Consider the following 25,804-nt stretch of genomic DNA (forward strand, 5'->3'; position numbering starts at 1 on the left):
TCGTCCCTGCCCGCTCAGGCCGCGACCGGCCGCGCCTGCGGCACGGGCATCGGCAAGGTCTCGCGACGCGGATACAGCAGCCACAGGCTGGCGAGTGCGGGCAGGCCGACCAGGCCGCACAGCAGCACCCATGCCCATCGGCCGCGTGGGGAATGCACTTGGCGCCCGCTCACCCAGATCGCCGCCAGTAGCGACAGCAGGCAGCACGCGGCAGCCAGCCACAACACCGAATTCGGCACGCGTTCGGGCTTCGCTGTCAGCGGATCGTTCGCGGCGAACAGGTCGCGTGCGCCCAGGCAGATCGCGCGGATCACCGGCGACAGCCAGGTGTTGCGGTTGGTGTAGGCGGACGGCAGGTCGATGTTGATCGCACGACGTGCGACTTCATGCGCCTTGCCCGCGCCATCCACGCGCAGCACCTGCTGGAACGGCTGCTGCAGTTCGCCGCTCCACACACCCCAGGTGTAGGTGAACGACAGCAGGTAGCCATCCAGCAGTTCGATCGCGTCCACCCGGCTGAGCTTGCCGACATGGCCCGGCATCGGCACCCGCATGAGCGGCTGCAGCAGGTCGAGGCCATTCATCGCCTCGCGGCCGGGATAGAAGTAGGCGGCGCGGTCGCTGAGCACCAGGATGTTGTCGCCAGCGGGTTCGGGCGGGCTGGCCATGACTTCGCCCGCTGGAAGCCGGATGCGCTCGAAGAAGCGCTGCTGTTCCGACTCGTACTGGTAGGCGGCATGCGCGTTGAACAGGTAGGTGGCGCCGTACGGCATCGTCGGCGCCGGGAATGCCGCCTGCGCCTCGCCCACGCCCAGTTCACCGCGCGGGCGGTTGTCGAGCAGGCCACGACGGACGAAACGCGCACGGTCGTGGCTGAACACCAACATGGTGTTGTTGTCGCCATCGCTGAATTCCAGCGGCGACGGATTGGTCAGCGTGTTGCGCTCCGGCAGGTTGCGCAGCGGATAACGCGTATGCACGTCGGACAGCGCGATCTGCTCGCGCCACAGCGCGGCTTCGGGTGCACGGCTGCCCGCGATGCCCATCAGCAGCAGGTCCTTGCCTTCGGCGCGGTCGGCTTCGATGTAGCCACCCTTCGGCGGGGTCGGCATGTTCAAGGGATGCGTGCCGCTGACCGTCCAGCCCACTTCCACGCCATAGCCCAGCATCCACACCAGGAAATACGCACCCACCTGCACCGGCAGCGCCACCGCCAGCACGGCCAATGGATTGCGCGATGCGGCGGTCGGATCCGGCTTGAACGCGATCGCCAGCAGCACGGCGAGGAAGGCGATGGCGACCAGTTGCACGCCAAGCATCGCGATACCGGAGGCCTGCGAATACATGAACAGGTTCGGCAGCAGGAAGCCGGCGAACGAGTAACGACGGTCGCCGACCATCGCGTACGCGCCGGCCAGGTAACCCGAGACCGCGATCAGCCACGCGGCGATCGGCAGCAGCCAGTGGCGCATGTCGACCACCCGCGCGGTCATCGTGTCCTGGTACAGCGCGATCAGCGCGATCGGCAGCGCCACCGCCAGCAGCAACAGCACCACGCCGGCACCACTCAGCGCACCGGCGATGCGCAGGCGATGCAATGGGCGATGCAACAGGTTCAGCCATTGGTTCGGCTTGCGATAGCTGCCCATCTGGTACAGGCCCAGCAAGGCGCCGGCCACGGCATACACCACGCCGAACACCTGGTAGACCTGCAACGGCTGTTGCGCCAGGTCGACCATGCGGCTGAGGAAGCCGAGGATCGCGAGATTGATGAGCCCGGCAACCAGCGCCCACAGGCGGAAGCGCAGCAGCTCGCCCTTGAAGAGATCGATCATGTTGGTGTCCCCATTCTTATCGGAGCGTGTCGTTGCGCATCAGGCCGCAGCCGGCGCAGCGTGGTTCTTGGCAAGGAAGGCATTGACGGCGCGGTCCAGGCTGACCGGCATCGACTGCACGTTGCGTGCGCCGCTGGCGCGCAGGAATTGTTCGAAGCCGTCGTCCTGGTCCAGCACCAGGTAGTGGTGCAGGCCATCGAGGCGCTGCACTTCCAGCAGGCCGGGCACGGTATGCAGCTCCGGCCCCTTGAACGGCACGTCGGCCACCCAATGGCTGACCCGCGCGGTGAAGTCCTCCGGCGCCGACATGTGCTTCAGCTGGCCGCGCTCGAGGATGATCAGGTTGTCGGCGACGCGCTCGATCTCCTCCATCTGGTGCGAGCAATAGATCACCGTGCAGTCGTCGGCGGCATTGCTGTACAGCAGCGACTCCAGGAACGCGCGCTTGGCGACCACGTCCAGGCCCAGCGTCGGTTCGTCCAGCACCAGCAGTTCCGGCCCCTGCGCCAGCGCCAGCGCCAGGTTGAAGCCGGCGCGTTCGCCGCGCGACAACTGCCCGACCTTCTGTTCCGGCAGCACGTGGTAGTGGCCAATCACGCTGTCGTAGGCCTGCTGGTTCCAGCGCGGGTATTGGTGCTGTTGCATCGAAGCCACCTGCGACACGCGCATCCAGTTGGCCAGCGTGTGTTCCTCGTTGACGAAGCCGATGCGGCTGCGATCAGCCGGTGTCAGCAACTGACTGTCCTTGCCGAGGATGCGCGCCTCACCCGCGGTCGGCGGCATGAAGCCCATCAGGATCCGGAACAGGGTGGACTTGCCCGCGCCGTTGGCACCGACGATGGCGTGGATGCGCCCGCGCGGGATGCGCAGGTCGAGGTTGTCCAGCGCGAGCTTGCGGCCGTAGCGCTTGCTCAGCGCCCGGGTCTCGATCACGTAGTCGTTGCTTGCGTTCATGTGTGGGTGCTCGAAGCGGCTTGTATGGGGATTGGTTCAATCGCGCTCAGGCGATCTTTCGGGGAACCAGCTGGCGAAATTCGTGCTCGACCCGCGCCTGCACCTCGTCAGGCGCAAAACCGAGCGGGATCACGTCGTTGACGAAGCGGCCGATGGCGTCGTCGAGGCGGCGTTCGCGTTCGTCGTCGGACAGGCGCTGGCGCGGGGTGGCCACGTACAGGCCCATGCCCTGCCGGGATTCCAGCCAGCCCTCCGTGGTGAGCTCGGCGTAGGCCTTGGCGACCGTGTTCGGATTGATGGTCAGTTGCTGGGCCAGGCCGCGCACGCTGGGCAGCTGGTCGCCGGCAGACAGTTCGCCGGTGGCGATCTTCATCCGCACCGCATCCACGATCTGTTTGCCGATCGGGCGCGGATCGCCGGTGGCGATCTGGATCATCAAGGCTTGGGGACGGGCCATGCGCTGTCCTATCTGTACTATTAGAACTAGTACAGTACGAACAGAGCCCGGCCGTCAATCCGGGTTGCGACGAAACGGAGGTTTCGGGGATCGAAACCGGGGTTCACGCAGGCGGAACGGGCCGGCATTCGCTACGCGGCTCGAAATGCCACTGCGCGAACGCCGGCCCGTTCCGCCTCTATGCACTACCGCGCCTTGTCACCGCCGCGTCATCCCCGCGACACCGCGCGGTCACCCGCGTCGGGCAGCCTCCCGCAAACGGAGAGCTGCATGCGCTACGCCATCGTCACCGAGACCTACCCACCGGAAGTGAACGGCGTCGCCCTCACCGTGCAGGGGCTGGAACAGGGCCTGCGCGAGCGCGGCCACGACGTTGAACTGGTGCGTCCACGCCAGGACGGCGATGGCGGCCCCGCTGCCGACACCCTGCTGGTTCGCGGCGCCGGCCTGCCGCGCTACCCCGGCCTGAAGTTCGGCCTGCCGGCGACCCGGACCCTACGCAAACGCTGGCAGCTGGCGCGCCCGGATGCGATCTACGTCGCCACCGAAGGCCCGCTGGGCTGGTCCGCACTGCGCGCCGCGCGCCAGCTCGGCATCCCCGCCGCCACCGGCTTCCACACCCGCTTCGACGACTACATGCGCGATTACGGCGCGCCCTGGCTGCAGGGCGTGGCCCTGCGCTGGATGCGCCGGTTCCACAATGGCGCGCAAGCGACCCTGGTGCCGACCCGCGAACTGCAGGAATTCCTGCAAGGCGAAGGTTTCGACAACGTGGTGCGGCTGGCGCGCGCAGTAGATACGCAACAGTTCGATCCCACACGCCGCGACCGCGAACTGCGCGCGCAATGGCGGCTTGGCGATCGCGATGTCGCCGCGATCTACGTCGGCCGCATCGCTGCGGAGAAAAACCTGCCGCTGGCGGTGCGCGCCTTCCGCGAACTGCAAAAAATGCGCCCCGACGCGAAGTTCGTCTGGGTCGGCGATGGCCCGGCGCGCGCGCAATTGCAGCGCGACAACCCGGACTTCATCTTCTGCGGCGTGCAACGCGGCGACGACCTGGCCCGGCATTTTGCCAGCGGAGACCTGTTCGTGTTCGCCAGCCACAGCGAAACTTTCGGCAACGTCACCCTGGAAGCGCTGGCCAGCGGCGTGCCGACGGTCGCCTTCGACTACGGCGCCGCGCGCGAGATCCTGCGCAACGACATCCACGGCGCGGCGATCCGGGACGGCGACGATGCCGGCTTCATCGACGCGGTGGCACGCATCGGCAGCGACGACCTGCTGCGCAGCGCGATGCGCATGACCTGCCGAGAGGCCGTGAGTACGCTGCGGCCGGCGCAGGTCGCCGAGGACTTCGACCACATCCTGCAATCGCTGGCGAACGACGGAGGCAGCCATGTCGCGGCCGCTGCAACGTAACCGATTGCTCGATACCGAAAACGGCTGGTGTCTGCGCGCCAACCAGGTGTGTACGCGCAACGGCGCACTGCGCTATTTCGCGGCAGTCAGCCGGCTCGGCGATGGCGTGTTCTGGTACGCGCTGATGGGCGCGCTGATCGTGTTCGACGGCATGGCCGGACTGCGCGCGTCGCTGCATCTTGCGGTGACGGGCTTGATCGCGCTCACCTTGTACAAGCTGCTCAAGCGCTGGACACGACGCCCGCGCCCATTCGCCAGCGACGTGCGCATCCGCGCCTGGGTGGCACCGCTGGACGAGTTCAGTTTCCCTTCCGGCCACACCTTGCACGCGGTGGCCTTCAGCCTGGTGGCGATGGCGCATTACCCGGCACTGGCCTGGCTGCTGGTGCCGTTCACCGCCAGCGTGGCGGCATCGCGCGTGGTGCTCGGCCTGCATTACCCCAGCGACGTATTTGCTGCCACCGGTATCGGCAGCGCGATTGCTGCGTTGTCGCTGTGGTTGGTACCGGGAGTGTCCCTGTTCACGACGTGAGAAGGGCCGGCATTGCCGGCCCTTCGTACATCGCATGTCGTTTGCGATCAATCCTCGACGAACATCTTGCGCGGCAGCTTGGCCGGGCGCTGCGCCGTGTTGTAGACGAACGAGGCAACGATCGCCGAGGCCTGCTTGAGGTCGTCTGCCACCGCGTGATCCTGCACGTCCAGATGGGTGTGGTGGACGTGGCTGAAATAGTCCAGCTGGTCCTGCACGAACTGGAAGCCGGGGATGCCGACGCGGTCGAAGCTGACGTGGTCGGTGCTGCCGGTATTGCGCTGGGTCACGATGGTGGCGCCCACGTCGTTCCACGGCTTCAGCCATTCCTCGAAGATCGGCGCGGCCGCCAGGTTCTCCTGCGCGTAGATGCCGCGGATCTTGCCGCTGCCGTTGTCCAGGTTGAAGTAGGCGCTGATCTTCTCGTACGCACCAGTCTTGGCCAGCTTGCCCTTGTTGGTGCGGAACGCCGCCGGGATCGCCTTCTGCGCAGGATCGGTGGGCTCCGGGTAGGCGGCGAAATGCTTGGCCACGTAATCCTGCGAACCGATCAGGCCCTGCTCCTCACCCGTCCACAACGCCACGCGGATGGTGCGGTTGGGACGCGCGCCGACTGCCTTGAGGATGCGCACCGCCTCCATCATCACCGCCACGCCGGCGCCGTTGTCGTTGGCGCCGGAGCCGGTGTGCCAGGAGTCCATGTGCGCGCCCAGCATCACCACTTCGTTTTTCTGCGGGCCGGTGCCGGGAATCTCGGCGATGGTGTTGTAGCCGGGCTGGTTGGCCTCGTCCAGGAACCGCGCGTCCACGTTGATGCGCAGCTTCACCGACTCCTTGCGATCCAGCGCGCGCATCACCGTGTTGTAGTGTTCGGCCATCATCACCAACGCGGGTACCCCGACCGATTCGCCGGCCTTGCGCGAACCGCCGCCCATCACGCGGACGATGCCGTCGTTCCAGCTGCTGATCGACATGGTCGCGACCACGCCCTCATCGATCAGGAACTGGTTGAGCAACGGACCGAATTCCATGCGCTCGCGGAACTGCGCGATGCGATCCGCATCGCCACGGCGATCCATCGGCAGCGGATACGACAGCAACTCCTCCAGGCTCTCGTGGTCGTGGCGGTCGAAGTCGGACTTCTCGTTCGGCTTGTAGGCACGCAGTTCGTCGGTGAACAGCACCTTGCCCTTGAGCTTGCCCTTCCACTTCTCCAGGTCGGCCTTGTTCTGCAGCTTGGCGTAGATCGCCTCGCCCTCCACCGGGCCGGCAGTGCCGGGCGTCCACGCCTTCGGCAGCGCATGTAGCGGCATCACCCGCGGGCTAAGCATCTCCACGCCGGCATCGCTGAACGACCAGCCACGGCCGATGTCCTCCACCGCCTCGTCATGCACATTGGACAGGCCCCATTCGGTGAACTTGGAGCGCGTCCAACGATTGGCTTCCGCCATCGACGGCGAATTGGTTAGGCGCGGGCCGATCTCGTCGGTCAGGTGGTTCAGGGTCGCCATCACCTGCGAACGCTGGAACGCCTCCTGGCGGATGCGCCCGGTCATGTCCAGGTCGATCTTCTCTTGCGCGTTCGCAAACCCGCCCGCGAGCAGCGCGGCCGTCAACAACACTCGCTTCATTGCATTCCCCGGGACTGGCACAAACCACCGAGTCTAGGGGCGCAACCACCCTCGACGCCTAGCCCATCGGTCATGCACGGGCCGCATTCGCCCCTGTCGCGTGATGCACGGCACGCTCCAGCCGCGCCCGCAGCACCGTCGGGAAGTACTGCGCCGCCCAATCGCGGTCGTTGGCCACCTGTGCGTTCGCCCGGCTGGCCTCCAGCGCATCGAAATCCAGTTCGGCCACGGCCCAGGCCTCGTTGCCGCGGGTCTGCACCAACATGCCATCGGATGGCAGGCCCACGTCCATCGGCGCAATCAACGCGGCCTCGCCGGTGTTCGTGTCCAGCGCGGGGCTCCACGGCACTTCCCCGGCAGTCACGGCCTGCGCCACGAACATCCGGTTCTCCAGCGCCCGCGCCAGGCAGCCCACGCGCACACGGGTCGCGCCGGCTTCCGTATCGGTGCAACTGGGCACCAGCAGCAGGCGCGCACCGGCTTCGCACTGCGCGCGCACCGGCAGCGGGAATTCACTGTCGTAGCAGACCGCGATCCCTGCACGCACGCCCTCGACTTCGAATACCTTCAACGCATCGCCGGGCTCGATGATCCCGGTCTTCTTCTCGAAGCCGGTCAGCCGCAGCTTGTCCTGCCACGAATGCCCGCCGTCCGGCGCGAACAGGTCGCTGCGATTGCGATAACGGCCATGCCCGTGATCCAGCAGGAAGCTGCCGGCGTTGATCCACAGGCCCAGCGACTGCGCCAATCCGGCATACAGGGCCAGCCACGATTCGCGAAACGGCTGCAGCGCGGACAGCGAGGCGGCGAAATCATCGCGAGTCCCGGCATCGAAGATGGCCGCCAGTTCCAGCGACAGGTATTCCGGCAGTACCGCCAGTTGCGCACCGCGCGCCTTGGCTTCGCGCAGGCACTGTTCCTGTTTCGATGCAAAGGCCTCGAAGCCCCGTGGTTCGCCGATCGGATATTTCGCGACTGCGACTTTCATGTCGTCTCCAGTGGACGCAACCAGAACGTGAGCGGATGGGCGACTTCGCCGATCCCGACTTCGTTCCAGTGCAGTTGCATGGTCATGCCCGGCTGCCGCGCATAGCCGCGCTTGCTCCAGAACATATCGTTGCCGCGATGGCCGGCGGGCTTGCGTGGATCGTCCCCAGCACGATCCACCGCCGCGAACGCGGTGCAATCGAAACCGCCCAATGCACGCGCATGCGCCTCGCGCGCGTCGAAGAAGGCATGGCCGATGCCGCGTCCGCGATACGCCGGCAACAACACCGACTCGCCGCAATAGAACACCTTCGACACGTCGATACCGCGTTCAACGAATGGCGCCTGGAACTCGGCGCTGTCCTCGGCCAGCGGAATGCCGGTACTCGCGCCGATCACCGCATCGCCATCGCGCGCCAGCACCACCACGCTGTTCGGGGATCCTGCGTAGGCAGCGAGGTATTCGCGTTCGTAGCCCACATCGCCTTCATAGAGATAGGGCCAGTCGCGGAACACCGCGATGCGCAAAGCGGCCACCGCGTCCAGGTGCGGCAGCAGCGCCGCACCGGACAGGGTTTGCAATGTGATCGGATCGCGCATCGGTCGATTCTATCGGCAGGTCAGTTGGACGTCGGTGCCGATTGCGTGCCGATCCTCGACGCCACCTGGTACCAATCGACCTTGCGGGTGGCGACCATGATCGCGGCCAGCACCACGAACAGCAGGCCCGCACCCAACACCAGCGCGTTGTCCTCCGACATCAACAGGCCGTACAGCGCGGCATACAGCAGGCCCAGCATCGCGGCGAAGCCCAGCCCGCGCGCGCGGCTGCGCAGCACGTTGCCAACGTAGAAGCCGATCAGGCCGATACAAGCCACCGCCGCGGCAAGATAGGCCCAGCCGAAGGCGATGTGCTCGGACAGGCTGAGCAGCAGCAGGAAGAAGATCGCGAGCGCGAGGCCGACAAGCGCGTACTGGATCGGGTGGATCGGCAGCTGCTTGATGGTCTCGAACATGAAGAAACCGACGAAGGTCAGCAGCACGAACAGCAGGCCGTACTTGCTGGCGCGATCGACCTTGGAGTACAGATTGACCGGCTCGACCAGCGACAGGCCGACCTTGTCGATGGCGACCGCCGCATCGGCAGGCAGCGCGACCGCCGCGCCGTCACGACCAATCGCAGCTTTCTGCTTGTTCATCGCCGCATCGCCACCCTCGCGATACTGCGCCTGCGCATTGCTGGCCAGCGAAGACACGTCCCATTCGGCGTGGAAGCCCTTTGCATCGATGCGATGCGCACGCGGCAGGAAATCGCCGTTGAACTGCGGATGCGGCCATGAGGATGTCAGCACGATGCGGTTGCTGTCGGCCAGCGGCGCGATCGCCAGCGCCTCGGTGCCGCGCAGGGCAAAACCGAATTGCACCGGGAAAGCGATGCGCTCGCCCGCCACCAGGCTTTCCGGTAGCAGCGCGTGTATGCCACCGCCGCTGCGATCCTTCTGGCCTTGCAGGATCGGCATGCTGTTGCCAGCTACGCGCAATGTGGGTGCGCCAACCAGCCCGCGCACATCGGCGATGCCGATGTTCAGCCACGGCACGCCGATCTTGCGCGGACGTGCCGGATCGGCGGCAGGCAGGCGCGCATCGAATACCGCATCGATATCGCCCTGCCATTCATAGACCCGCACCTGGTGCAAACCGCGCTTGCGGATCGAGGGCAGCACCTTGCCACTGGCTTGCATCGTCTTCGGGAAGAACAGCCATTGCCGATCCACCTCGCGTACCTGCTTGCGCAGGACACCCTGTGCATCGCGCTCCTCCACTTCCACCTGCTCGCGATACGGCACCACCAGCACCGGCCCGGCAATGCCCTGCTCGCCCGCATAGCTGCGGGTCACTTCGTCCACCGCCTGCTGGCGGTACTGTTGCCGCTCCGCAATCGTGCCGCGGATCATCGAAAGCGGAATCAGGATCGCCAGCACCAGCACGACCACCATCGCGATCTTCAAGCCCAAACGCATGACGCCTCTCCCGTCCTGTGATGGGACGATGCTGGCGCGCTTCAGTGTGCGGTTGTCGTGCTGGCGATGAAGCGTGGGTGAAGTCGCTTGTCACGTTCCTCGCTACGCATCGTTGGGCGATGGGAATAGTCCGCCGCTCGTTCCAGTCATTCACGACTGATCTCGCGGGCGCGGGCCATCCATGGCCCGCTCGGACTATTCCCATCGCCCAACGCTGCTCGTGCAAGTCGCGGAGGTGTGCGTGCTCAGGCCGGCAACAACAGGACGGCGACGGTACCGCCACCCTCGCGCTCGCGCAGTTCAGCGCGACCACCATGCAATTCCGCCACCTGCGCCACGAACGGCAACCCCAAACCACTGCTGCGACTGCCTCCATCCGGACGCGGCAGCGAATAGAAGCGTTCGAACACACGTTCGCGCGCGTAGTCCGGCACGCCGGCACCATGGTCTGCGACTTCGAAACGGATCGCATCGCCAACACTCGACGCCCCCACCTCCACCGTCGAGCCTCGCGGCGCGAAATCCAGCGCGTTGTCGAGCAAGTTCACCAGCGCCTGTCGCAGCAGGAAGGCATCACCGGACAGCACCGCATCGGGTGATGCATCGACCATGATTTCGATGCCTTCCGCCTCGGCGCGTTGCGCCACCGCCTGCACGGCATCGTGCAGCAACGAAAACGCATCGATACGCATCGGCTGCTCGATCCGTTGCCGATGCTCCACCGCGGCCAGCGCCAGCAGCTTGTCCACCATCTGCGCCATGCGCTCGCCCTGCGCGGCAATGCTGGCGACGAATCGCTGGCGGTCGGCTTCCGGCAACGGTTGTTCCAGCAATTCCGCCGCACCGCGGATCGCCGCCAGCGGGCTCTTCAATTCGTGGGTCAGCGCATGCACGTACTGCTCGACGTACTGCTTGCCTTCCAGTTTCTCGCGCATGTCGTGCAGCGCGCGCCCGAGGTCGCCGAACTCACCCGCCGCCGCCGGTTGCGCCGCACGTTCGCCCGCAGTCACCGCATCCGCGTAACGCCGCAATGCGCCTAGCTGGCGCGACAGCCACCATGCCGCCATCACACCGACCAGCAGCGCCACACCCATCAGCACGAAGCCCCAGCGCGCCACGATGTTCTGGCTGCGCGCGATGAACGGCGCCATCGCGCTGTTCGGCTTGGCCACGCTCAGCACACCGACGATGCGCCCGCTTGCATCGCCATCTTTCCCATAGATGGGTGCGGCCACGTGCATCACCGTGCTGTCCGGATCGTCCGGATCGCTGCGGGTGGAACGCGCGCCGTATTGCCCGCGCAGGGTGCGATAGACATCGTTCCAGCGCGAATTGTCGCGGCCGACGTCGCGATCTTCGGAATCGAACACCACGATCCCGCGTGCATCAGCGACCGTGACGCGAAAGCCGCTGCGCTCCTTGGAGAACCCCGAGATGTCGGCGCCGACCTCGCGCGCCTGCACCGCGCGCACGCGTTGCGCGAACGCGCCATCGGCGATGCGCCCGGCCAGCATGTCGTCCGTCGCCAGTTCCGCCAGCGTATTGGCGGTATCGATCAAGGTGCCTTCCATCGCCTGGCGCACGCCCGGCTTGACCTGTTCGACGAAGACCTTGGTCACCAGCAGCGCCGCCAAGGCGACGATCAGGAAATAACCCAGCAGCACGCGCAGGCCGATGTTCATGCGCCAGGGTTTCATCGGTCAACCATCGACATGCACGGCATAGCCCAGGCCACGCACGGTGTGGATCGGGTCGGCCTCCGGCGCGATGGCGCGCAACTTCGCGCGGATGGTCTTCACATGGGTATCGATCGTGCGCTCGCCGGATTCCAGTGCATCGCCCCAGACCCGATCCATCAGCCGCGCCCGGTCCAGCACCGCACCCGGCCGCGCCAGCAAGGCCTCCAGCAGGCCGAATTCGTAGCGGGTGAGATCCAGCAGCACGCCATCGAAGCGCACCCGATGGCCGGCCGCATCCAGTTCGAAGCGCCCCATCCGCTTCCAACCGCCATCGCCCACCGCCACCTGCCGGCGCAAACGCGCACGCACCCGCGCCACCAGCTCGCGTGGCGAGAAGGGCTTGGCCATGTAGTCGTCGCCGCCCAGTTCCAGCCCCAACACGCGATCGAGTTCCGCATCGCGCGCGGTCAGGAACAGCACCGGCACCTCGCTTTCGCCACGCAGCGCGCGGCAGACATCGAAGCCGCTGGTGTCCGGCAGGCCCACGTCGAGGATCACCAGGTCGATGCCGCCACGCCGCAGCCGCGGCAGCACCTCGCCGCCCAGCAACACGTGTTCGGCCGCATAGCCTTCCGCGCGCAGGGCGTACAGCACGGTCTCGGCGATGGCACTCTCGTCTTCGGCCAGCAGGATGGTCATTGGCATGCGCCGCATCCTAGCCGAGGACGCGGTGCCGTTTGCGTGGCGGGTGTGAAGTGAGGAAAGGAAACGGGGTCAGAGTGAATTTCCCGTCGAGCACCTCCACTCGTTCCTTCGCAAAAGACGGGAAACTTCACTCTGACCCCGTTTCCCCCACAATGTCGCGATGAACTATCGCCACGCCTTCCATGCCGGCAACCACGCCGACGTGCTCAAGCACGTCGTACTGCTTGCCCTCTGCGACGCCCTCACCGCAAAACCGGCGGCCTGCTTCGCGCTGGATACCCACGGCGGCCGTGGCCTGTACAAGCTGGATGGCGAGGCCGCGCAAAAGACCGGTGAGGCGCAGGACGGCATCGCCCGCCTCCTGGCGGAGGCACCGCGCCAGCACGCGATCCAGCGCTACCTGGCTGCGATCAAGGCCTGCCGACAACAGCACGGCGCGCATGCCTATCCCGGTTCGCCCTGGTTGCTGGCGCATGCGCTGCGCGAGCAGGACCGCATCGCCGCCTGCGAGCTGCACCCCGAGGAAGCCAACGTCCTGCGCGACAATTTCGCCCATGACCCGCGCGTGGCGGTGCATGCGCGCGACGGTTACACCGCGATCAAGGCGCTGCTGCCGCCAAAGCATGGCGCCATGAAATTCGCCCGCGGGCTGGTGCTGATCGATCCGCCCTACGAGGCGCAACTGGATGAATTCGACATCGCCCTCGCCGCCATTCGCGAAGCACTGGCACGCTGGCCACAGGGAATGATCGCGCTGTGGTACCCGATCAAGCAGCGTCGCGCCCTGCAGCAGTTCTACCGCAAGGCGGGCGCGCTCGATGCCAAGTCCGTGCTGCTGCTGGAACTGCTGGTGCGGCCGGACGATTCGCCGCTACGCATGAACGGCAGCGGGATGTTGCTGCTCAATGCGCCCTGGCAGTTCGACGTGGCGATGAAGCCCGCGCTCGAGGCCATGCGCGCGGCGCTGGGCGAGGCCGGGGCGTCATCGCGCATGGAGTGGTTGCGCCAACCCGCCTGAACCTCAGGCTGCGACTTCGCCTTTCTCTTCGGGCTCGAAGAAGCTCCACTGCACTTCCGGGAAGGCGGCGCGGAAATCGCGCTCGATGGCGTCGATCTGCCGCGCACTGCCGACATCCCGGCGCAGCCGCGCCTGCACCGACACCATCGCGCGGGTGCCCAGCTGCAAGGTGATCAGGTTGTAGACGGTGTCGATCTCCGGCCGCACGCGCAGGAAGGCCAGCATTTCGTCCTGCCGGCGCGGGTCGATGCTCTGCCCCACCAACATCGCCTTCACCTCGATCGCCACGAACACCGCCACCACCACCAGCAACACGCCGATGGCGAGCGTGCCCACCGCATCCCACAGCGGATCGCCGGTGAGGATGCTCAGCGCGATGAACACCAGCGCCACGCTCAGGCCCAGCAAGGCGGCGATGTTCTCGCCCACCACCACGATGAGCTCGGCGCTGCGGCTCTCGCGGAACCAACGCCACAGGCTGCGGCCCTGGCGTTCAGCCGCCGCTTCCTTCAGGCAGGCATGGGTGGAATACCCCTCCATCGCGATCGAGAACAGCAACACGCCCACCGCCCATTGCCATTTTTCCAGCGGCTCCGGATGCGCCAGCTTGTGCAAGCCCTCGTAGATCGAATACATGCCGCCGATGGTGAACAGCATCACCGCAACCAGGAACGACCAGAAGTAGACCTCCTTGCCGCGCCCCAGTGGATGCTCGGCCGAAGGCGGGCCCTTCGCTTGCTTCATGCCGATCAGCAACAACACCTGGTTGCCGCAATCGGCCAGCGAATGCACGGTCTCGGCCAGCATCGCGCCGGAGCGGGTGAACCAGGCCGCCACGCCCTTGGCAACGGCGATCGCCAGGTTCGCGCCCAGCGCAACCAGCACCGCCTTGGTGGAATCGCCATGTGCGGACATCGTGCTACCTCGTTCGACAAGGCTGCATCTTAGCCATTACCTCGGCGCGCGCGGCGCATGGGAGAATCGGCGCATTCCATCCAAGCCAGCGCCCATGCCCTCCAGCTTCTTCGCCCTGTTCGACGACATCGCCACCCTGCTCGACGACGTCTCGGTGATGACCAAGGTCGCCACCAAGAAGACCGCCGGCGTGCTGGGCGACGATCTCGCCCTCAATGCGCAGCAAGTCAGCGGCATCAAGGCAGACCGCGAACTGCCGGTGGTGTGGGCGGTGGCCAAGGGGTCGATGGTCAACAAGGCGATCCTGGTACCGGCGGCGCTCGGCATCGCCGCGCTGGAGGCCTGGCTGCACGGCCGCGGCTACAACATCCCGCTGATCACGCCCTTGCTGATGATCGGCGGCGCCTTCCTCTGCTACGAGGGCGTGGAGAAGCTGGCACACAAGTTCCTGCACAGCCAGATCGACGATGCCAGCCACCACGCCGAGCTGGTGCACGCGGTCAGCGACGAATCGGTGGACATGCTCGCCTTCGAGCAGGACAAGATCAAAGGCGCGATCCGCACCGATTTCATCCTCTCCGCCGAAATCATCGTGATCTCGCTGGGCACGGTGGCCACCCAGCCGTTCGTGAAGCAGCTGGGCGTGCTGGTCGCCATCGCCCTGATCATGACCGTGGGCGTGTACGGCCTGGTCGGCGCCATCGTCAAGCTGGACGACCTCGGCCTGCGGCTCACCCGTGAAGGTGCCGGCAAGGCCAGCGCCACCCTCGGCCGCGGCATCCTCGCCTTCGCCCCCAAACTGATGAAATTCCTGTCGGTGGCCGGCACCGCAGCCATGTTCCTGGTTGGCGGCGGCATCCTGGTGCACGGCGTACCGGCCCTGCACCACCTGGCGGAGGCCGCCAAGGCCATCCCGCCCGGCTGGCTGTGGGAGAACCTGTTCAATGCCGCGGTCGGCATCGCCGCCGGCGCGGTGATCGTCGGCGTGGTCATGCTGGTGCGCCGCCTGCGCGGCAAACCGGCCGCCCCGGCGCACTGAACCGGGCAGCCATGCTGTATTCATCTTTTTAACCTCGATGCGGTGATCATTCCCGGATGGCCGCCCGCAACCGCATGCCCCCGTGGCACGAGAACGTCCGTCTCAGCAATGGCCGCGACGTCCTGATCCGCCCGATCCGTCCCGAGGACGCGGTACCGCTGCGCGCCGGCTTCCCCCTGCTGCAGCCGGATGAGGTGCGCCAGCGCTTCCTGCATCCGATGAAGGAACTGAGCCTGGAGCAGGCCGAACGCATGACCCGGCCGAATACCCGCCGCGAATTCGCCCTGGTCGCCGCCGAACCGCTGCCGCCGGGCGAAGCCTTGGTCGGCGCGGTGGCGCGGATCGTGGTGGACGACGACGGCCGCGCCGGCGAATTCGCCATCCTGGTCAGCCACTACATCAATGGCATGGGCCTGGGCCGCCACCTGATGCGCCGTCTGGTGCGCTGGGCCAAGGGTCGCAAGCTGGAACGCGTCTACGGCGACGTACTGGAAAGCAACTTGCCGATGCAGGCACTTGCGGCCTCGCTGGATTTCCGCCGCGAACCCGGCGGATCGCCCGGCCTGGTGCGGATGGTGCTGGACCTGCCGAAACCGAAGCCGCGTATCCCGCCCATCCCGCCTGCGTTGATCACGGGCTGACATCGGGCATGCACCCGTCGCGCTAAAATCGCGGCTCGCACCATCCCAATCCGTACACCCAAGCGCTGGCGCACCGCGTCCGGCGCGGAAGCCTTTTGCATGTCGCCAAGCAACAAGTCGTTGTCCCTGCCGGTTCTCTCGCTGAACGTCCCCCTGCCTCGCGCTGGCCAGTCCCGCGCGTACTGGCGCGCGCCGGCTTCGACCAGCGGACTTGCGGTCGCCATCGCCAGCGCCGCTGCACGCCTCGACTCACCACTGCTGGTGGTGGCCCGCGACAACCACGCCGCGCACCAGATCGAAGCCGACCTGCACACCCTGCTCGGCACCGACGCAGCGCTGCCGGTCTTGAACTTCCCTGACTGGGAAACCCTGCCCTACGACCGCTTCAGTCCACACCCGAACATCGTCAGCCAGCGCCTGGCCACGCTCGCCCGCCTGCCGGAACTGAAACGCGGCATCGTCGTGGTGCCGGTGGCAACGCTGATGCAGCGCGTCGCCCCGCGCGGCCACGTGATCGGCAGCCGCTTCGATTTCAAGCTCGGCCAACGCCTCGACCTCGACAACGAAAAACGCCGGCTCGAATCCGCCGGCTACCGCTACGCCCAGCAGGTATTCGATCCCGGCGATTTCGCCGTGCGCGGCGGCCTGCTCGACGTGTATCCGATGGGCGCCGATGCACCATTCCGCATCGAGCTGCTCGACGACGAAATCGAATCGATTCGCGCCTTCGATCCGGAATCGCAGCGTTCGCTGGACAGGATCGAACGCATCGAACTGTTGCCGGGTCGCGAGGTACCGCTCGACGACGCACCCATCAAGCGCGCACTGGATGCATTGCGCGACCGCTTCGACATCGACACCCGCCGCAGCGCGCTGGTGCAGGACCTGAAGGCCGGCCTGGCCCCGGCCGGCATCGAGTACTACCTGCCGTTGTTCCACGCCGGCACCGCGACCCTGTTCGATTACCTCGCCGCCGACACCCTGCCGGTGCTGGGCGATGGCGTGTTCGAGGCCGCCGATCACGCATGGACGCAGATCGGCGATCGCTACGAACAACTGCGCCACGATGTCGAACGCCCGCTGCTGGCGCCTGCCGAACTGTGGTTGTCGCCGGACGCGCTGCGCGAAACCCTCAACCGCGGCGAACGCATCGAAGTCTGCGATGCCAAGCATCCACGCCACGCCGAAGCGCACGCCCTGCCGCTGCAACCCGCACCCGCCTTGCCGCTGGCAGCGAAGGATCATGCCCAGGCGCAGGCCGTGCGCGATTTCCTCGACAACTATCCTGGCCGCACGCTGGTCGCCACCGATTCCCCCGGCCGCCGCGAAGCGATGCTCGAAGTGTTGCAGGCCGCCGGGCTGGCACCCGTCGTGCTCGCCGACTGGCCGGCCTTTGCCGCCAATGACGCGCGCTTCGCGATTGCCGTCGCCCCGTTCGACGACGGTTTCGCCCTGGACGATCCCGCGCTGTGCGTGCTCACCGAACGCCAGCTATTCCCCGAACGCGCCGCGCAGCCACGCCGCCGCAAGCGCGCCGGTCGCGAACCCGAAGCGATCATCCGCGACCTCGGCGAACTCTCACTGGGCGCGCCCATCGTCCACGAAGACCACGGCGTCGGCCGTTACCGCGGCCTGTTGTCGATGGACATCGGCGGCATGCCCGGTGAATTCCTCGACATCGAATACGCCAAGGGTGACCGCCTGTACGTGCCGGTCGCCCAGCTCGACCGCATCAGCCGCTATTCCGGCGCCAACCCCGATACCGCGCCGCTGCACAATCTCGGCGGCGAGCAGTGGACGAAGGCGAAGAAGAAGGCCGCCGAAAAGGTCCGCGACGTCGCCGCCGAACTGCTGGAGATCCAGGCCAAGCGGCAAGCACGCAAGGGCCTGGCCATCGACGTCGACCGCGCGATGTACGAACCGTTCGCCGCCACCTTCCCGTTCGAGGAAACCCCGGACCAGCACGCCGCGATCGAAGCGGTGATCCGCGATCTCGCCAGCAGCCAGCCGATGGATCGCGTGGTTTGCGGCGATGTCGGCTTCGGCAAGACCGAAGTGGCGGTGCGCGCCGCCTTCGTCGCTGCAGCCGCCGGCAAGCAGGTCGCGGTGCTGGTGCCTACGACTTTGCTCGCCGAACAGCACTACCGCAATTTCCGCGACCGCTTCGCCGACTGGCCGTTGAAGGTCGAAGTGCTGTCGCGCTTCAAGAGCAAGAAGGAAATCGAAGCCGAGTTGCAGAAACTCGCCGAAGGCAAGCTCGACGTGATCGTCGGTACCCATCGCCTGCTGCAGCCGGACGTGAAGTTCAAGGACCTCGGCCTGGTCATCGTCGATGAAGAGCAGCGCTTCGGCGTGCGCCAGAAGGAAGCACTGAAGAAACTGCGCGCGAATGTGCACCTGCTCACCCTGACCGCCACCCCGATCCCGCGCACCCTCAACATGGCAATGGCCGGCCTGCGCGACCTGTCGATCATCGCCACGCCTCCAGCCAATCGCCTCGCCGTGCAGACTTTCGTCCACGCCTGGGACGACGCCCTGCTGCGCGAAGCCTTCCAGCGCGAACTGTCGCGCGGCGGCCAGGTGTATTTCCTGCACAACGATGTCGAGAGCATCGGCCGCATGCACGACGAATTGCAGGCGTTGGTGCCGGATGCCCGCATCGGGATTGCACACGGGCAGATGCCGGAACGCGAACTGGAGCGGGTGATGCTCGACTTCCACAAGCAGCGCACCAATGTGCTGCTGTGCTCGACCATCATCGAATCCGGCATCGACATCCCCAATGCCAACACCATCCTGATCAACCGCGCCGACAAGTTCGGCCTCGCGCAATTGCACCAGTTGCGCGGTCGCGTCGGCCGCAGCCACCATCGCGCCTACGCCTACCTGCTCGTCCCCGACGGCCGCAGCATCACGCCTGATGCACGCAAGCGGCTGGATGCGATCAGCTCGATGGACGAACTCGGCGCCGGCTTCACCCTCGCCACCCATGATCTGGAAATCCGTGGCGCCGGCGAACTGCTGGGCGAAGGGCAAAGCGGGCAGATGGCCGAAGTCGGCTTCAGCCTGTACACCGAGCTGCTGGAGCGCGCGGTCAAGTCGATCAAGCAAGGCAAGCTGCCGGACGTAGACGACGTGGATCGCCACGGCGCCGATGTCGACCTGCACGTGCCCGCGCTGATCCCCGACGATTACCTGCCCGACCCGCACGCACGCCTCACGCTATACAAGCGCATCAGCGCCGCCCGCGATGCCGATGCGTTGCGCGAACTGCAAGTGGAGATGATCGACCGCTTCGGCCTGCTGACGGATGCGACCAAGCACCTGTTCGCCACCGCCGAACTCAAGCTCGATGCAACGCGCCTCGGTATCCGCAAACTGGATCTCGGCGAAAAGAGCGGCCGCATCCAGTTCGTGGAAAAACCCAATGTCGACCCGATGGCGGTGATCCGCCTGATCCAGGGCCAGCCCAAGCATTACAAGATGGACGGCCCCGACAAACTGCGCATCAGCCTCGACATGCCCGATGCCGCCACCCGTTTCAGTGCCGCACGCGGCCTGCTCACCGCATTGGCGCCGGCATGACCGAAACCCTCCCCGAATGGCAGGGCGACACCGCTGCCCTGCGCACGCTGCAAAGCGAACTCGCCGCGCAAGTCGTGCTCCGCGATCAGTTCGCCAAGCCTCTGCGCACCATCGCCGGCTTCGACGTCGGCTTCGAGGACGACGGCGCTACCACCCGCGCCGCTGCCGTTTTGCTCGATGCCGACACCATGGATCTCATCGACCAGCAAGTCGCACGCCTGCCCACCCGCATGCCCTACATCCCCGGCCTGCTCAGCTTCCGCGAACTGCCGGCGCTGCTCGACGCATTGGCGATGCTGAAACACGCGCCTGACCTCGCCTTCATCGACGGCCACGGCATCGCCCATCCGCGCCGGCTCGGGATCGCCGCACATTTCGGCATGGAGACCGATATCCCCAGCATCGGCGTCGGCAAGAAAATCCTGGTCGGCGAAGCACGCCTGACCCTGCACGAAATGCGCGGCGCCTTCACCCCGTTGCGCGACGGCCGTGAGCAGATCGGCTGGCTGCTGCGCAGCAAACCCGGCTGCCTGCCGCTGATCGTCTCACCGGGCCACAAGGTGGCGATGCCGTCGGCGCCGGAACTGGTGATGCGCTACGTCACCAAGTACCGCTTGCCGGAACCGACCCGTCTCGCCGACCGCATCGCCTCGCGCCGCGACCGCGCCGACGAAACAGCGGATGAACAAGCCGAATAAGCCTCGCGCGGCGTTCATGCATTGGCCCCTAGTCTTCGCCCATCCCATCACGCGAGCCCCGCCATGACCCGCATCGCCAGCCTGTTCGCCATCGCCCTGCTCGCCGGTTGCGCCGCGTTGCCGAACGGCGCCGCCCCTGCAGCCGATGGCGGCACCGTGACCCTCGGCCTCGGCCAGAGCACCCTGCTCGCCGACAACAGCCTGCTCACCTACACCCGCCTGGTGAACGATTCGCGCTGCGCCCCCGACGTGCAATGCGTCTGGGAAGGCGATGCCGAAATCGCCCTGCAATGGCGCGCCGCCGGCGGCAGCACGCAGGATCTGCGCCTGCACACCAGCGGCAAGGTCGGTGCGTCTACGGCCCGTGCCGGCGACCGCAGGATCACCTTGGTTGCACTCGAACGCGGCATCGCCCCCAAGACTAGCCTGCGCATCGACCGCGCCGACTGAGCTTCACGCTTCAAAAGCAATCCAGCGGGCTCGTCGTCGCCTGCGCCGCATCGCGGACGTGGGTGTAGATCATCGTGGTATCCAGGTGCCGATGCCCCAGCAGCTGCTGGATCGTGCGGATGTCGGTGCCTTGCGCCAGCAGGTGGGTCGCGAACGAATGCCTCAGCGTATGCAGCGACGCATGCCGATGGATGCCGCAGGCCAGCAATGCGGCCTTGAACGGCTCCTGCACGGACGACGGCGAGATGTGCCAGCGCAAGCAGCGCCCCGTGTCCGGGCAGCAATGCACCTTGCTTGAAGCGAACAGGAACTGCCAGCCGAACGCGCGCGAGGCGCGTGGGTATTTGTTCGCCAATCGTCCCGGCAAGGGTGCATGCCCACGGCCGTGCAACAGGTCTTCGCGATGCAGCGCCAACCGGCGCATCGCCAGCTGCTGCATCGATGCCGACAACCGCTTCGGCAGCACCGTGACCCGATCCTTCGTGCCCTTGCCGGATCGAACCGTGATCGTGCCGGCACGAAAATCGACGTCCTGTACACGCAACATCAACGCTTCGCCAACCCGCAACCCGGTGCCGTACAACAAGGCCGCGATCAGCCGCGACATCCCGTGCATCGCGTTGAGCGCCGCGCGTACTTCCGCCACCGACAGCACTTCCGGCAACCGCTCCGGTCGCCGCACCTGTCGCCGCCGTACTTCCAGCGCCGAAACTTCCAACCGCATCACGTGCCGAAACAGGAACAACAACGCATTCAAGGCTTGCAAGTGCGAACTCGTCGCGACCTCCCGTCGCTGCACCAGGTGGTCGAGGAAGCGCAGCGCCCCCACTTCTGAAGCCAGCGCCGACCGACTCGCCCCATGAAAGCGCATGTAGCGCGTCACCCAATGCGCATAGGCCGCTTCCGTACGGCGACTTAGATGCCGCGCCCGGCATGCTTCACGCACCCCCACCAGCAGATCCTGCCCGTCGTCCCGCCCCGCTTCGTCCCTACCCGTTCATCGTCGCAGCCCTCTCGTGGTGGAAAACCACGAGCGTAGTCCTGCGAAACCGACACCACTAGCGGTCCAGCGGACTCAGCACCGCATGCGGCCCGCGATTGAGCACATGCGTGTAGATCTGCGTCGTCGCGACATCCTTGTGCCCCAGCAGTTCCTGAATCGTGCGGATGTCGTAGCCCGCTTCCAGTAGATGGGTGGCGAACGAATGCCGCAAGGTATGCGCCGTCACATGCTTCACGATCCCCGCACGATCCCGCGCACGCTTCAGCGCCCGCGACACGAACTCCGCGTCCACATGGTGCCGCCGCTCGCGGTCATCGCGCGGATCCTGCGAGCGCCGCAACGCCGGGAACACGTACTGCCAACCAAAGTCGACCGGACCGTTGGGGTACTTGCGCGCCAATGCATGCGGCAACCACACCTCGCCGAAGCCCGCGCGCAAGTCCGCCCCATGCAACACCCGCGCCCGCTCGACTTCCGCCTGCAACGGCTCCACCAGGCTGCGCGGCAGGATCGTGCGCCGATCCTTGCCGCCCTTGCCATCGCGGATGGTGATCTCCCCGCGCGCGAAATCGACATCCTTCACCCGCAAGCGCAGGCATTCCATCAAGCGCATCCCGGTGCCATACAACACTGCCGCCAGCAGCCACGCCCGTCCCTCCAACTGCGCCAGCAGGATCCGCATCTCCTCCTGCGCCAACACCACCGGCAACTTGCGTGCAGGCTTCGCCCGTACCACGTCCTCCAGCCAGTCCAATTGTTGCCGCAACACGTCCCGATACAAGAACAGCAACGCCGACAACGCCTGGTTCTGGGTCGAAGGCGAGACCTTCGCCTCCACCGCCAACCGCGTCAAGAACGCTTCGACCTCGCGATGTCCCATCTCCGCCGGATGCCGCAAGCGGTTCTGCAAGATGAACCGTTTGATCCAACCCAGATACGCGGCCTCAGTGCGAAGGCTGTAGTGCCGCGCGCGAAACATGCGCCGAACATCAGCGACCAGCGCCGAAATCCGCGCCAACTGCGCCTCCTCAATCGGCGGATCAAAGCCCGCTACAACCGCTGGATATTTCTCGGTTTCGACCAGATAAAACATAGAGCCGCGCCTACCCCGGATTTGCAGCCAAGCGTGCCCCCATCCACCGAACCTGTCGTTCGGTAAACTACTGATCTTGAGATAGGATTTCGGTACAGGCGTTACCTAAAGCCATGAATCCAATCGTCTTATCCTGATCGTTTACTGACTACTAGGCGTTAGGGCTCACCCGTGGCACTTCGCACCTCCAGTGTTCTAACCCTTCTGTTAGGCGCAGTAATCAGCGCATCTTTCTATGTACTGACGCCGCGCGGACAGAATTTCGGTTGCCTGGGAGAATCGACCTGCCAATCGATGAGTCAAGGCGAGCGTGTATTCAACTCGCTGATCCCTCTCGCCGTCTCAGTCATTTGGGTCACCCTGGCGTGGGTAATCGCCAAGAGAAATCAGGAACTGGCCCGCCTTCTCTTGATAGTGCCACTCGTCTTAAGCTTGGTGCCATTCGTTGCAATTCTTGTAGCGGCGGTGTTGGGGCAGTGAGCCCTAACAATTCGTTCAAGCCGAGCCCGCTTCGCGGTCTCGTCGCAGTTTCACTCGCCGGACGCGGGCCGGCTTAACTCAGGCGTTAGGTTGCACAAAGACCATGTCGCAAATTGCGTTTAGCAAAGACGAGAAAGAGATCATCGTCCGCAAGATCCAGCTGTACTTCTCTGAAGAACTGAAGCAAAAGATTGGGCAATTTGACGCTGAGTTCCTCCTGGACTTCTTTTCGCAGGAAGTCGGCGCCTACTTCTACAACCGGGGCCTTTATGACGCGCAAGCTGCTCTCAACGCAAAGCTTGACGACATACAAGACGCCATCTATCAGCTTGAGCAACACACAGATTTCAAGCGCTAAAAGCGTGCAACCTAACAGTTCGTTCAAGCCGAGCCCGCTTCGCGGTCTCGTCGCGGTCTCACTCGCCGGACGCGGGCCGGCTTAACTCAGGCGTTAGGCCGTTGAAAATAGCCGCATCCATCTTTGCAGCTCTCATAGGCTTCGCAGCTGGTTGCGTTGCGACCCTTATGGCCCTCTTGTGGGCAATGAGTCCAAGCGGAGATTGCCCATCGCCTTGTGACGCGCCCGCTTACGTAGCTCTCGGCCTCGCAATATTCATCGCACCTCCTGTTGGAGTCTTGGTCGGCGGACTATCAGCTTGGGCTATTCTTCGGTTGTGGCCGGCAAAGACGCGCGCGTCAACGGCCTAACAATTCGTTCAAGCCGAGCCCGCTTCGCGGTCTCGGACCAGCCGAGTCGCATCGCGCGGGCCGGCTTAACTCAGGCGTTAGGCCCATGATGAAAATTCTCGCGCTATTAGCAGGATTTTTTCTACTTCTAAGCGCATTCCTGCTCAATTCCTTCTACACAGATCTACGGACACGACTTGTTTCGCCTTCTGATCGATTTTTCCTTGTGAGTTGGCAGGCTCCAAGTAGCATCAGAAAAGAGTTCATAGACAAATACGCCACGAAGTTAGTTAAGCCTGGTCTGACAGAAAGAAAGTTGAATCCTGAATACTCAAAGGCATTTGACTCGCATTTCGACAGGTACTGCAAGCTTGTCGGAAATGGCAAGGACTGGAGGAGCATCAAAACAATCTGCAGCCGAGAGTTTTCGTTTCCCGGCCCCAAGTGGATCACACAGACCACTCCAGAAGTCACCTTCGAAGATGGCCGTGATAAAGCGAATAGCTTGCTCTCACGAATGCGCCTAAAGCAGGGCTTGGCTCCGTCCTTTAACACGTCAGATTCGAACGAGATCAGTCAATCCGCTATGGCTCGCGCTTTCTGGCTTGGAGTTTTTCTTCCACTTAGCCTCGTTGCGCTTTCAATTGGCAGCATCTTGCTTGCCGTCATCAAGTGTCGTTGAGCATGGGCCTAACAATTCGTTCAAGCCGAGCCCGCTTCGCGGTCTCGGACCGACCGGTTTCGCTTCGGGCGGGCCGGCTTAACTCAGGCGTTAGCCATCACAGGGGAACTTCATGGCAGGCCGTTCAATTCGAATCTTTCTCGTCGATGGAACGCCATCCGGCGTTAGAACCGCTGAACTCGGCCTTTCAACAATCAAAGCGCTTGCTGTTCCGCGCGCATCCTTGCTGTCGATTGCCACACGACCAGAAGCAAAGAAGACCGGCGTGTATGTGTTAATAGGCCCGGATCCAGAAACGCCTGGTCAAAGGATGATCTACATTGGGGAAGCGGATACGCTAATCAAACGAGTCTCCGACCACAACAGAGACTCTGACAAAGACTTCTGGGAAGAATGCGTTTTTTTCTTATCGAAAGACGAGAATCTGACAAAAGCACACGGCCGCTACCTAGAGGCCAGACTTATCGCTTTAGCCAAAGATGCGAAACGCGCAAAGGTAAAAAACGGAACGGCGCCGAAGGAAGAAGGCCGCCTGCCGGAACCAGATGCAGTCGAAATGGACGAATTCATCGCTCAAGCACGCATTCTGCTCGGGTCACTTGGTTATGACCTATTCGAGCCATCTATCCAGCCTGATTCAACCGGTAATTCAAGCGCTTCCACCAGCAATCTACTCGGGCTGCAGTATTCCGGTGACGGGTACAGTGCTACTGCCACGCTTGATCAAGACGCAGGCCAGATCATCGTCAAGGCAGGATCAAAGGCTCGGAAGATGGAGGCACAATCACTGCAGCCAACCTACAAAAATCTTCGCAAACAACTTCAAACCAACGGTGTCCTGCAATCGATCAACGACACTTCTTACGAATTCACGCAAGACTATTCCTTTAGCTCTCCAACTGCCGCAGCCCAAGTCGTATCAGGCATTACGATCAATGGACGCATTGCATGGAAGCTTTCCTCAACCGGACAAGTTTTTGCTGAGTGGGAAGACGCCCAGTTGCCTACTGAAATCGCTGGTGATGGCTAACAATTCGTTCAAGCCGAGCCCGCTTCGCGGTCTCGGACCAGCCGAGTCGCATCGGGCGGGCCGGCTTAACTCAGGCGTTAGGCATCACTGAAGATCATCGAAGGGGGCAATATGGCTTCGTGCGGGAAATGTGGCAGCACCATCATGCTTGGCGGATTGAAGGTCGGAGATCAAAAATACTGCAATGCAAAATGCGCGGAAGGCGCACGAGCTGATAGCCCCGCTCGTCCACAAGCAACGCCTCCTGGCGCGAGGTCGGCCCA

23 protein-coding genes are annotated in these 25,804 nt (G+C 64.8%); 11 read left to right on the plus strand and 12 right to left on the minus strand.

The window, feature by feature from the left end; translation table 11 throughout:
* Positions 1–14: 14 nt before the first annotated feature.
* From G7079_RS10060 to G7079_RS10070, 3 genes are read right to left on the minus strand one after another with little or no spacing between them, the layout of a single operon-like run.
* A complete protein-coding gene (locus G7079_RS10060) occupies positions 15–1,835 on the minus strand; it encodes a hypothetical protein (protein WP_166057170.1) in 1,821 nt (606 codons plus the stop codon).
* 39 nt (positions 1,836–1,874) lie between these two features.
* Positions 1,875–2,789, minus strand: a complete 915-nt coding sequence (locus tag G7079_RS10065; protein WP_166057171.1) for an ATP-binding cassette domain-containing protein — start codon at positions 2,787–2,789, stop codon at positions 1,875–1,877.
* A 46-nt stretch (positions 2,790–2,835) separates the two neighbouring features.
* Positions 2,836–3,246 carry a GntR family transcriptional regulator gene (locus G7079_RS10070; protein WP_166057172.1) on the minus strand — a complete coding sequence of 137 codons (411 nt, stop codon included), beginning with the start codon at positions 3,244–3,246 and terminating at the stop codon, positions 2,836–2,838.
* Positions 3,247–3,516: 270 nt separating this feature from the next.
* Between G7079_RS10070 and G7079_RS10075 the strand changes: the two genes are divergently transcribed.
* On the plus strand, positions 3,517–4,665 hold the full coding sequence (locus G7079_RS10075; RefSeq protein ID WP_166057173.1) for a glycosyltransferase family 1 protein: 1,149 nt from the start codon (positions 3,517–3,519) through the stop codon (positions 4,663–4,665).
* Positions 4,643–5,197, plus strand: a complete 555-nt coding sequence (locus tag G7079_RS10080) for a phosphatase PAP2 family protein (RefSeq protein ID WP_166057174.1) — start codon at positions 4,643–4,645, stop codon at positions 5,195–5,197. Before G7079_RS10075 ends, G7079_RS10080 begins: the two co-directional genes overlap by 23 nt.
* Before the next feature lie 47 nt (positions 5,198–5,244).
* On the opposite strand, the gene G7079_RS10085 is transcribed toward G7079_RS10080, so the two are convergent.
* The 6 genes from G7079_RS10085 to creB all read right to left on the minus strand — a co-directional run bounded on the left by G7079_RS10085 (position 5,245) and on the right by creB (position 12,220).
* A complete protein-coding gene (locus G7079_RS10085; RefSeq protein WP_166057175.1) occupies positions 5,245–6,828 on the minus strand; it encodes a M20/M25/M40 family metallo-hydrolase in 1,584 nt (527 codons plus the stop codon).
* A gap of 70 nt (positions 6,829–6,898) precedes the next feature.
* A complete protein-coding gene (locus G7079_RS10090; protein ID WP_166057176.1) occupies positions 6,899–7,816 on the minus strand; it encodes a carbon-nitrogen hydrolase family protein in 918 nt (305 codons plus the stop codon).
* A complete protein-coding gene (locus G7079_RS10095; RefSeq protein ID WP_166057177.1) occupies positions 7,813–8,415 on the minus strand; it encodes a GNAT family N-acetyltransferase in 603 nt (200 codons plus the stop codon). The genes G7079_RS10090 and G7079_RS10095 overlap by 4 nt, the downstream gene beginning before the upstream one ends.
* Before the next feature lie 20 nt (positions 8,416–8,435).
* Positions 8,436–9,836, minus strand: coding sequence for a cell envelope integrity protein CreD (gene creD / locus G7079_RS10100; protein WP_166057178.1), 1,401 nt, complete (start codon positions 9,834–9,836; stop codon positions 8,436–8,438).
* 245 nt (positions 9,837–10,081) lie between these two features.
* Entirely contained in the window at positions 10,082–11,518 is a 1,437-nt protein-coding gene (gene creC / locus G7079_RS10105; RefSeq protein WP_166057916.1) for a two-component system sensor histidine kinase CreC, read from the minus strand.
* 18 nt (positions 11,519–11,536) lie between these two features.
* Positions 11,537–12,220, minus strand: coding sequence for a two-component system response regulator CreB (creB, locus tag G7079_RS10110; RefSeq protein ID WP_166057179.1), 684 nt, complete (start codon positions 12,218–12,220; stop codon positions 11,537–11,539).
* A 160-nt stretch (positions 12,221–12,380) separates the two neighbouring features.
* On the opposite strand from creB, the gene rlmJ reads away from it, so the two are divergent.
* On the plus strand, positions 12,381–13,238 hold the full coding sequence (rlmJ, locus tag G7079_RS10115) for a 23S rRNA (adenine(2030)-N(6))-methyltransferase RlmJ (protein WP_166057180.1): 858 nt from the start codon (positions 12,381–12,383) through the stop codon (positions 13,236–13,238).
* Between the two features lie 3 nt (positions 13,239–13,241).
* Here the strand turns inward: rlmJ and G7079_RS10120 are convergent, their stop codons facing one another.
* Complete coding sequence (locus tag G7079_RS10120) at positions 13,242–14,153, minus strand: cation diffusion facilitator family transporter (protein WP_166057181.1); 912 nt, start codon at positions 14,151–14,153, stop codon at positions 13,242–13,244.
* A 94-nt stretch (positions 14,154–14,247) separates the two neighbouring features.
* On the opposite strand from G7079_RS10120, the gene G7079_RS10125 reads away from it, so the two are divergent.
* The 5 genes from G7079_RS10125 (at position 14,248) to G7079_RS10145 (ending at position 20,566) form a co-directional block, all read left to right on the plus strand.
* Positions 14,248–15,192: a DUF808 domain-containing protein gene (locus G7079_RS10125; protein WP_166057182.1), complete on the plus strand. Its 945-nt coding sequence runs from the start codon at positions 14,248–14,250 to the stop codon at positions 15,190–15,192.
* 56 nt (positions 15,193–15,248) lie between these two features.
* Positions 15,249–15,833: a GNAT family N-acetyltransferase gene (locus tag G7079_RS10130; protein ID WP_166057183.1), complete on the plus strand. Its 585-nt coding sequence runs from the start codon at positions 15,249–15,251 to the stop codon at positions 15,831–15,833.
* Positions 15,834–15,932: 99 nt separating this feature from the next.
* Positions 15,933–19,418 carry a transcription-repair coupling factor gene (mfd, locus tag G7079_RS10135; RefSeq protein ID WP_166057184.1) on the plus strand — a complete coding sequence of 1,162 codons (3,486 nt, stop codon included), beginning with the start codon at positions 15,933–15,935 and terminating at the stop codon, positions 19,416–19,418.
* Positions 19,415–20,116, plus strand: a complete 702-nt coding sequence (nfi, locus tag G7079_RS10140; RefSeq protein WP_166057185.1) for a deoxyribonuclease V — start codon at positions 19,415–19,417, stop codon at positions 20,114–20,116. Before mfd ends, nfi begins: the two co-directional genes overlap by 4 nt.
* Positions 20,117–20,179: 63 nt before the next feature.
* The gene (locus G7079_RS10145) at positions 20,180–20,566 is read left to right on the plus strand and encodes a hypothetical protein (protein WP_166057187.1); all 387 of its coding nucleotides are present in this window, start codon (positions 20,180–20,182) and stop codon (positions 20,564–20,566) included.
* 10 nt (positions 20,567–20,576) lie between these two features.
* Here the strand turns inward: G7079_RS10145 and G7079_RS10150 are convergent, their stop codons facing one another.
* Positions 20,577–21,518, minus strand: coding sequence for an integron integrase (locus G7079_RS10150; protein WP_343160883.1), 942 nt, complete (start codon positions 21,516–21,518; stop codon positions 20,577–20,579).
* Between the two features lie 106 nt (positions 21,519–21,624).
* Positions 21,625–22,587 (minus strand): integron integrase, encoded by a 963-nt coding sequence (locus tag G7079_RS10155; protein WP_255453197.1) that lies wholly within the window; start codon positions 22,585–22,587, stop codon positions 21,625–21,627.
* Between the two features lie 658 nt (positions 22,588–23,245).
* On the opposite strand from G7079_RS10155, the gene G7079_RS10160 reads away from it, so the two are divergent.
* The 3 genes from G7079_RS10160 to G7079_RS10170 all read left to right on the plus strand — a co-directional run bounded on the left by G7079_RS10160 (position 23,246) and on the right by G7079_RS10170 (position 25,541).
* A complete protein-coding gene (locus tag G7079_RS10160) occupies positions 23,246–23,500 on the plus strand; it encodes a DUF2164 domain-containing protein (protein WP_166057189.1) in 255 nt (84 codons plus the stop codon).
* 435 nt (positions 23,501–23,935) lie between these two features.
* A complete protein-coding gene (locus G7079_RS10165; RefSeq protein ID WP_166057190.1) occupies positions 23,936–24,511 on the plus strand; it encodes a hypothetical protein in 576 nt (191 codons plus the stop codon).
* A 112-nt stretch (positions 24,512–24,623) separates the two neighbouring features.
* A complete protein-coding gene (locus G7079_RS10170; RefSeq protein WP_166057191.1) occupies positions 24,624–25,541 on the plus strand; it encodes a GIY-YIG nuclease family protein in 918 nt (305 codons plus the stop codon).
* The last annotated feature ends 263 nt before the right edge of the window (positions 25,542–25,804 follow it).

It is taken from the genome of Thermomonas sp. HDW16, from assembly GCF_011302915.1.
GTDB lineage: Bacteria > Pseudomonadota > Gammaproteobacteria > Xanthomonadales > Xanthomonadaceae > Thermomonas.

Bases quoted from the DNA above. Each gene is read 5' to 3' on its own strand.
- creB (WP_166057179.1), bottom strand. From the start codon at position 12,220: ATGCCAATGACCATCCTGCTGGCCGAAGACGAGAGTGCCATCGCCGAG.
- mfd (WP_166057184.1), top strand. From the start codon at position 15,933: ATGTCGCCAAGCAACAAGTCGTTGTCCCTGCCGGTTCTCTCGCTGAAC.
- G7079_RS10120 (WP_166057181.1), bottom strand. From the start codon at position 14,153: ATGTCCGCACATGGCGATTCCACCAAGGCGGTGCTGGTTGCGCTGGGC.
- creC (WP_166057916.1), bottom strand. From the start codon at position 11,518: ATGAACATCGGCCTGCGCGTGCTGCTGGGTTATTTCCTGATCGTCGCC.
- G7079_RS10085 (WP_166057175.1), bottom strand. From the start codon at position 6,828: ATGAAGCGAGTGTTGTTGACGGCCGCGCTGCTCGCGGGCGGGTTTGCG.
- rlmJ (WP_166057180.1), top strand. From the start codon at position 12,381: ATGAACTATCGCCACGCCTTCCATGCCGGCAACCACGCCGACGTGCTC.
- G7079_RS10145 (WP_166057187.1), top strand. From the start codon at position 20,180: ATGACCCGCATCGCCAGCCTGTTCGCCATCGCCCTGCTCGCCGGTTGC.
- nfi (WP_166057185.1), top strand. From the start codon at position 19,415: ATGACCGAAACCCTCCCCGAATGGCAGGGCGACACCGCTGCCCTGCGC.
- G7079_RS10130 (WP_166057183.1), top strand. From the start codon at position 15,249: ATGGCCGCCCGCAACCGCATGCCCCCGTGGCACGAGAACGTCCGTCTC.
- G7079_RS10070 (WP_166057172.1), bottom strand. From the start codon at position 3,246: ATGGCCCGTCCCCAAGCCTTGATGATCCAGATCGCCACCGGCGATCCG.
- G7079_RS10060 (WP_166057170.1), bottom strand. From the start codon at position 1,835: ATGATCGATCTCTTCAAGGGCGAGCTGCTGCGCTTCCGCCTGTGGGCG.
- G7079_RS10090 (WP_166057176.1), bottom strand. From the start codon at position 7,816: ATGAAAGTCGCAGTCGCGAAATATCCGATCGGCGAACCACGGGGCTTC.
- G7079_RS10095 (WP_166057177.1), bottom strand. From the start codon at position 8,415: ATGCGCGATCCGATCACATTGCAAACCCTGTCCGGTGCGGCGCTGCTG.
- creD (WP_166057178.1), bottom strand. From the start codon at position 9,836: ATGCGTTTGGGCTTGAAGATCGCGATGGTGGTCGTGCTGGTGCTGGCG.
- G7079_RS10065 (WP_166057171.1), bottom strand. From the start codon at position 2,789: ATGAACGCAAGCAACGACTACGTGATCGAGACCCGGGCGCTGAGCAAG.
- G7079_RS10125 (WP_166057182.1), top strand. From the start codon at position 14,248: ATGCCCTCCAGCTTCTTCGCCCTGTTCGACGACATCGCCACCCTGCTC.
- G7079_RS10075 (WP_166057173.1), top strand. From the start codon at position 3,517: ATGCGCTACGCCATCGTCACCGAGACCTACCCACCGGAAGTGAACGGC.
- G7079_RS10160 (WP_166057189.1), top strand. From the start codon at position 23,246: ATGTCGCAAATTGCGTTTAGCAAAGACGAGAAAGAGATCATCGTCCGC.
- G7079_RS10080 (WP_166057174.1), top strand. From the start codon at position 4,643: ATGTCGCGGCCGCTGCAACGTAACCGATTGCTCGATACCGAAAACGGC.
- G7079_RS10165 (WP_166057190.1), top strand. From the start codon at position 23,936: ATGATGAAAATTCTCGCGCTATTAGCAGGATTTTTTCTACTTCTAAGC.
- G7079_RS10170 (WP_166057191.1), top strand. From the start codon at position 24,624: ATGGCAGGCCGTTCAATTCGAATCTTTCTCGTCGATGGAACGCCATCC.